A 5,451-nucleotide genomic window follows, 5' to 3' on the forward strand; every position below is an offset into this window, starting at 1 on the left:
ACCTCCACGCCCAGCGCCTGCGCGATGCGCCGGCAGCCCGCCGCGCTGAAGGCCGGCCGCGCGCTCAGCTCGGCGAACACGGCGCCGGCCTCGACGGCGGCGAGCTGGTCCTTGTCGCCGAGCAGCACCAGCCGCGCGCCCGGCGCCAGCGCGTCGAGCAGGTGCGCGGCGAGCGCGACGTCGATCATCGAGGCCTCATCGACCACCACCAGCTCGTAAGGCAGCGGATTGTCGCGATGATGGCGGAAGCGCCCGCCCGGCAGCCAGCCGAGCAGGCGATGCAGCGTGTAGGAGGTTTGCGGCAGGCGCGCCGCGAGTTCCGGCGGCAGGCCCGAGGCGCGCGCATGCAGGGCTTCCTGCATGCGCTGCGCGGCCTTGCCGGTCGGCGCGGCCAGCGCGATCCGCAGCGTTGGCTGCATCTCCACCAGGCAGGCGATCACGCCCACCACGGTGGTGGTCTTGCCGGTGCCGGGACCGCCGCTGACGATCGTCACCCGCCCGCCCAGCGCGACCAGGGCCGCGACGCGCTGCCAGTCGATCTCGCCGGCGCGCGGCGCCGCGAAGAAGCGGTCGAGGCTCTCGCGCAGCGCGACAGGCGAGAACGCGGCCGCGTCCGCTTGCGAGGCCGCGCCCGCGTGCATCACCAGCGCATCGGCCAGGCGCGTCTCGTAGTCGTAATAGCGCGCGAGATAAAGCCGCCCTTCCCCATCCACCACCAGCGGGCAATCGGCGCCGCGCGGCGCGCGGCCGAAGGCGGCCACGCCGCTGGCGGCCAGCTCGGCGCGCACCGCCTCGAGCGTGGTGTCGTAGCGTTCGGCCAGCGCCGCCAGCGAGATGCAGACGTGGCCGGCGGCGGTCGCGCGGCTGGCCGCGAAGGCGGCGCGCGCGGCCCAGCGCGCGGCATCGGAGCCGGCGCCCAGCCGGCGCGACAGCATGCCGATCCGGCGCGCGAAACCCTCGGCCAGCGCGAGCCCGAAATCGGCCGGCTCGGGCAGGCGCTCGGCCAGCCCGCCGACGAAGCCGAACGGTTCGGTCAGGTCCTTCATGCGCGCTCCTTGCGCATCAACGCGTCGAGCGCCTCGACCAGCTCGCGCGAGGGCCGCCGCGCATGCACGCCCGAGGGCCGCCCGCCGCTCGACCAGCCGGGACGCACGCCGCGCACGAACAGGTAGAGATACCCGGCCATGTGGCTGTCGTAGTCGTAGCCGGGCAGGCGCACGCGCAGGTAGCGATGCAGCGCGACGGTATAGAGCAGCGCCTGCAGGTGATAGGCGTGGTCGGCCATCGCCGCGTCGAGCGCGGCCGGCCCATAGGCGTCGGGGGTCGCGCCGAGATGGTTCGACTTCCAGTCGACGATCCAGAAGCGGCCGTCGTGCTCGACGATCATGTCGATGAAGCCCTTGAAGAAACCCGCGAGCGTACCCGATTCGAGCGCCACGTCGGGATAGCCGTGCTCGACCAGCAACGCGCGCAGCGCCGCGAAATCGAGCGCGGCGGCCGGGAACAGGAATTCCATCTCGTTCAGGCGCCGGCCCGGATCGATCGCGGCGAGCCGCATGCCGGGCACCAGCTCGGTGGCGACCACCTCGGCCAGCATGCGCGTCATCATCGCCGGCAGCCGCTCGGCCAGCTCGGGCTCGGCTTCCACCGGCCGCTCGTGCAGCGCGCGCCGCGCGGCTTCGTCCCAGCCGCTCGCGTCGCCGAAATCGCTCAGCTCGAACAGCAGGTGCAGGCACTCGCCCGCCGCCGCGCCGCGCGGGAAACCGACGATGTCGTCGGGCTCGGGCTGCATGGCGCGCTCGCCGCCGCCGTCGATGCGCGGCACCGGATCGACGGCCGCCGCGAGCGCATCGTGATCGGGACGCAGCGCCTCGTCCGGCACGGCCGCGATGCCTTCCTGCTCGCGCGCGATCGAGGCCGTCAGCGAGCTGAAGCTGGCGATGCGCCAGGCGTCGCGCAAAAAGCGCGCGGCCTGGCGCGCGCCGCCGAGCCGCTCGGCATCGTGGCCGGCCGCCAGCGGCGTGCGCGCGCCCAGGCCAGGCAGCGGCGCGATCGAGATCGGGCCGGTGGCCAGCGCGCGCCAGCTCGCGGCCAGTTCCTCGGCCTCGGGCGGTTTCTCGAGCCAGGCGTCGAAGCCGTGGTCGGCGCCGCCGACCAGCCAGTTCAGCACGCTGCGGCGCGCCTCGCGCGTCGAACGCGCCGACTGGTAGACGCCCGCCACCAGGTAGCAGCGATGCACCGCGCGCGTGAGCGCGACATAGACCAGCCGCGCGCGTTCGGCCGCCTGCTCGCGACGTGCCTGCGTGGCGGCCAGCTCGGCGGCCACCTCGTCGCAGCCGTAATGGAGCACCGCCGCGCCGGCCTCGTCGTGATACTCGCGCGCATCGGGCAGGGCATCCTCGCGCGGCTCGTGCAAGCGCCCATCGTTCAGGAACGGGCAGAACACCACCGCGTATTCGAGGCCCTTGGACTTGTGCACGGTGACGATCTGCACCAGGTTGCGATCCGATTCGAGCCGCAATTGCGCGTCCTCGCCGCCGCCCACCGCGCGCTGCGCGGCCAGCCAGCGCAGCGTCGGCGCGATGCCGGGCTGCGCCGAGGCACGCGCCTGGGTCAGTTCGGCCAGGTGGTTGATGTCGGTCACGCGGCGCTCGCCGTCGGCGCCGCCGATCAGCCGCTCGGCGATCCGCAGCTCGCGCGCGAAGCTGCGCCACATCACCGCGAAACCGCGTTCGCGCCAGAGCAGGCGATAGCGCGAGAAGCGCTCGACCCAGCTCATCGCGTCGGCATCATCGGCGGCCGCGCCGGGCGCCGCCTCGCCCTGCTCCAGCCGCCACAGCGCAGCCGCGTCGAGCCCGAACCAGTCGGTGGCGAGCGCCGCGCGCAGCCGGCGCAGATCGCCCGGCGCATCGATCGCGGCCAGCACGCGCTCGAGCTGCTCGGCGTCGAGCGTGGCGAACACCGAGGCCTGCGCGAGCTCGACGCTGCCGATCCCCCAGGCGGCCAGCACGCGCTTGACGATGCTGCCCTGCCGGTGGGTCTGCACCAGCACGGCGATATCGGCCGGCGTGAGCGCGGCCTCGCCGAGTCGCACCGCGCCTTCACGCGCGCCGCGCATCAGGCGCGCGATCTCGGCGGCGCAGGCCTGCGCGGCCTGCCATTGCGCGTCGCGCTTGCCCAGCGCCTGGTCGCCGTCGGGCAGCATCCAGATCCGGAAATCGCCGCTGCCGGCGCGCGGATCGGTGCCGTCGACGAAGGGCGCGCGCTGCCGCGTGCCGGCGCGCACCGGCTGGTAGTCGAGGCCGTCCAGCACGAAGGCGCGCGGGTTCGCGCCGAACACGCGGTTGCAGGCCTCGACGATGGCCGGCGTCGAGCGCTGGTTCACCGCCAGCGTGTAGCGCGCGCCGGCCCGCTCGCGCGCGGCCAGGTAGGTGTGCAGGTCGGCCGCGCGAAAGCTGTAGATCGCCTGCTTCGGATCGCCGACCAGGAACAGCGGCCCGGCCGGCGCGAAGATCCGGTCGAAGATCGCGAACTGCAGCGGGTCGGTGTCCTGGAACTCGTCGATCAGCGCGGCCGGGTAGCGGCGGCGCAGCGTGTCGGCGAGCCAGGGATGGGCCTCGAGCGCGTGATACAGGTTGGCGAGCAGGTCGTCGAAGGAGACCACGCGGCGCGTGCGCTTCTTCTCGGCGAGACGCGCCGGCGCCTCGGCCAGCCAGTCGGCGATCAGCGCCAGCCAGCGCGCGCGCTGCGCGGCCTCGGCGGCGGCCAGCGCGGCCTCCAGCGCCTCGGCCGCCTCGAAGAACGGATGCTCGGGCGTGGCGCCGCCCTTCTTGGTGGCCTTTTCCAGCACGCCGCGGGTGAGCTTCAGGGCCGGCTTGGGCAAGGCGGCCGGTGCCAGCGCGCCGGCCGCCTCGTTGAAATAGGCGCCCCAGGCGGCCAGCGCATCGTCCACCGCCTCGGGCTTGTGCGAGCGCTGGTTCAAGGAAGCCTGCGCCAACGCCAGCACGCTGGCGATCGCCGCGCGCTCGGCCTGCCACAAGGCGGCCGCCGCCGCGTGGCTGGCCCGCAGCGCCGCGTCGAAGTCGGGGCCCGGCGCGCGTGGATCGGGCAGGCCGTCGAAGCGCAGCGCGGCCAGCGGTTTCTTCAGGCGCCGCGCGAGTTGCGCGTCGAGCGCTTCCGGCCCGGCGCGATGCGCGACCAGCCAGGCCGCGAAGCCGGGATGCGCGGCCGCCACCGGCTCGACGCGCGTGCGCCAGAACTCGGCCGCCAGCTCGAAGCGCAGCGCAGCGTCGTCGGCCTCCATCTCGAAGGCGAACGGCATGGCGGCCGCGAACGGCGCTTCCTGCAGCGCGCGCTGGCAGAACGCGTGGATGGTGTGGATCGCCGCCTGGTCGAAGCCGCGCAACGCGCGACGGATCCGCTTGGCGGCGGTTTCGGCGTCGATTCCGCCGCCGCCATCGCCGCCCTCGCCGAGCGTGGTCTCGAACAAGCGCGCGACGAACGGATCGCCGCCGTCGTCGCCGGTCTCCAGCGCGTGCGCGAGCTGCGCGAGCCGTCCTCGGATCCGCTCGTGCAGCTCGGCGGTGGCGGCCTTGGTGAAGGTCACCACCAGGATCTGGTCGGCCTGCAGGTCGTGTTCGAGCAGCAGGCGCACATAGAGCGCGCAGATGTTCCAGGTCTTGCCGGTGCCGGCCGAGGCCTCGATCTGGTTCACCCCGTCGAGCGCGCAGGCGAAGACGTCGAGCTCCTGGGGCGCCTGCGAGGCAGCGATGGCGGCGCTCATGCCTCGCTCCTCAGGTGCTCGGCGAGCGGCGTGAAGACCAGGCGCGCGAGCGCCGGGAACGGCGCGTCGAGCGAGAGGTTCCTGCCGCGCCAGACGATCGCGAGCGCCGCGTCGTCGGCCTCGCTGGCCACGCGCTCGTTGATCCACACGCCGGCGGCCTTGGCCTCGCCCTCCGCGACCAGCGCCCAGGCGCTCTTCGGGAAGAAGCGCAGCGGCATGCGGCGGCCGGCGCGGAACAGCGCGGCCAGCGGCGCGAGATGCGCGAGCGGGTCGGCCACCGGCGCGAATTCGAAACCCTCGCCGCTGCCGAACCACCGCGTGCGGCGCGGGCCGCCCGGATCGATCGCGCAATAGACCAGGTGCGCGAGCCAGGCCGACAGATGATCGCGCGCGCCGGGCCGCGCGTAGCGGTAGATCACCTGCCCGGCGGGCGTGAGCCGGTTCAGCGTGCCATGCAGCGAGAGCGGCGCGCGCAGCGCATCGGCCGCCAGTGCCGCATCCTCGGCGCCGAACCAGGGCATCTCGCCCTGCGGCCAGGCCGGCGCGATCTCCAGCGCGAAGGCGCGTCGCTCGGCGCCCGCCTCCAGCGCGAGCCGCACCTTGCCAGCCAGCCGGTCGAGCGCGCCGAGCGCCTGCTCGCGCCACACCGCGCCGGTCGCGCCGCCCGG

2 protein-coding genes and 1 pseudogene are annotated in these 5,451 nt (G+C 74.3%); all 3 read right to left on the reverse strand.

Going from position 1 to position 5,451, the window contains the following annotated elements:
• Positions 1-1,046, reverse strand: a 1,046-nt coding sequence (locus F3J10_RS34205) for an AAA family ATPase (protein WP_167243921.1), incomplete at its 3' end; no start/stop codon positions are given.
• Entirely contained in the window at positions 1,043-4,783 is a 3,741-nt protein-coding gene (recB, locus tag F3J10_RS34210; protein ID WP_167243922.1) for an exodeoxyribonuclease V subunit beta, read from the reverse strand. The genes recB and F3J10_RS34205, both read right to left, overlap by 4 nt.
• Positions 4,780-5,451 (reverse strand): annotated as a pseudogene (locus F3J10_RS34215) (exodeoxyribonuclease V subunit gamma); the annotation flags it as partial. The pseudogene F3J10_RS34215 and the gene recB, both read right to left, overlap by 4 nt.

Origin of the sequence: Burkholderia sp. Cy-637 (genome assembly GCF_011753175.1) — a bacterium.
Taxonomy (GTDB): Bacteria; Pseudomonadota; Gammaproteobacteria; order Burkholderiales; family Burkholderiaceae; genus Burkholderia; species Burkholderia gladioli.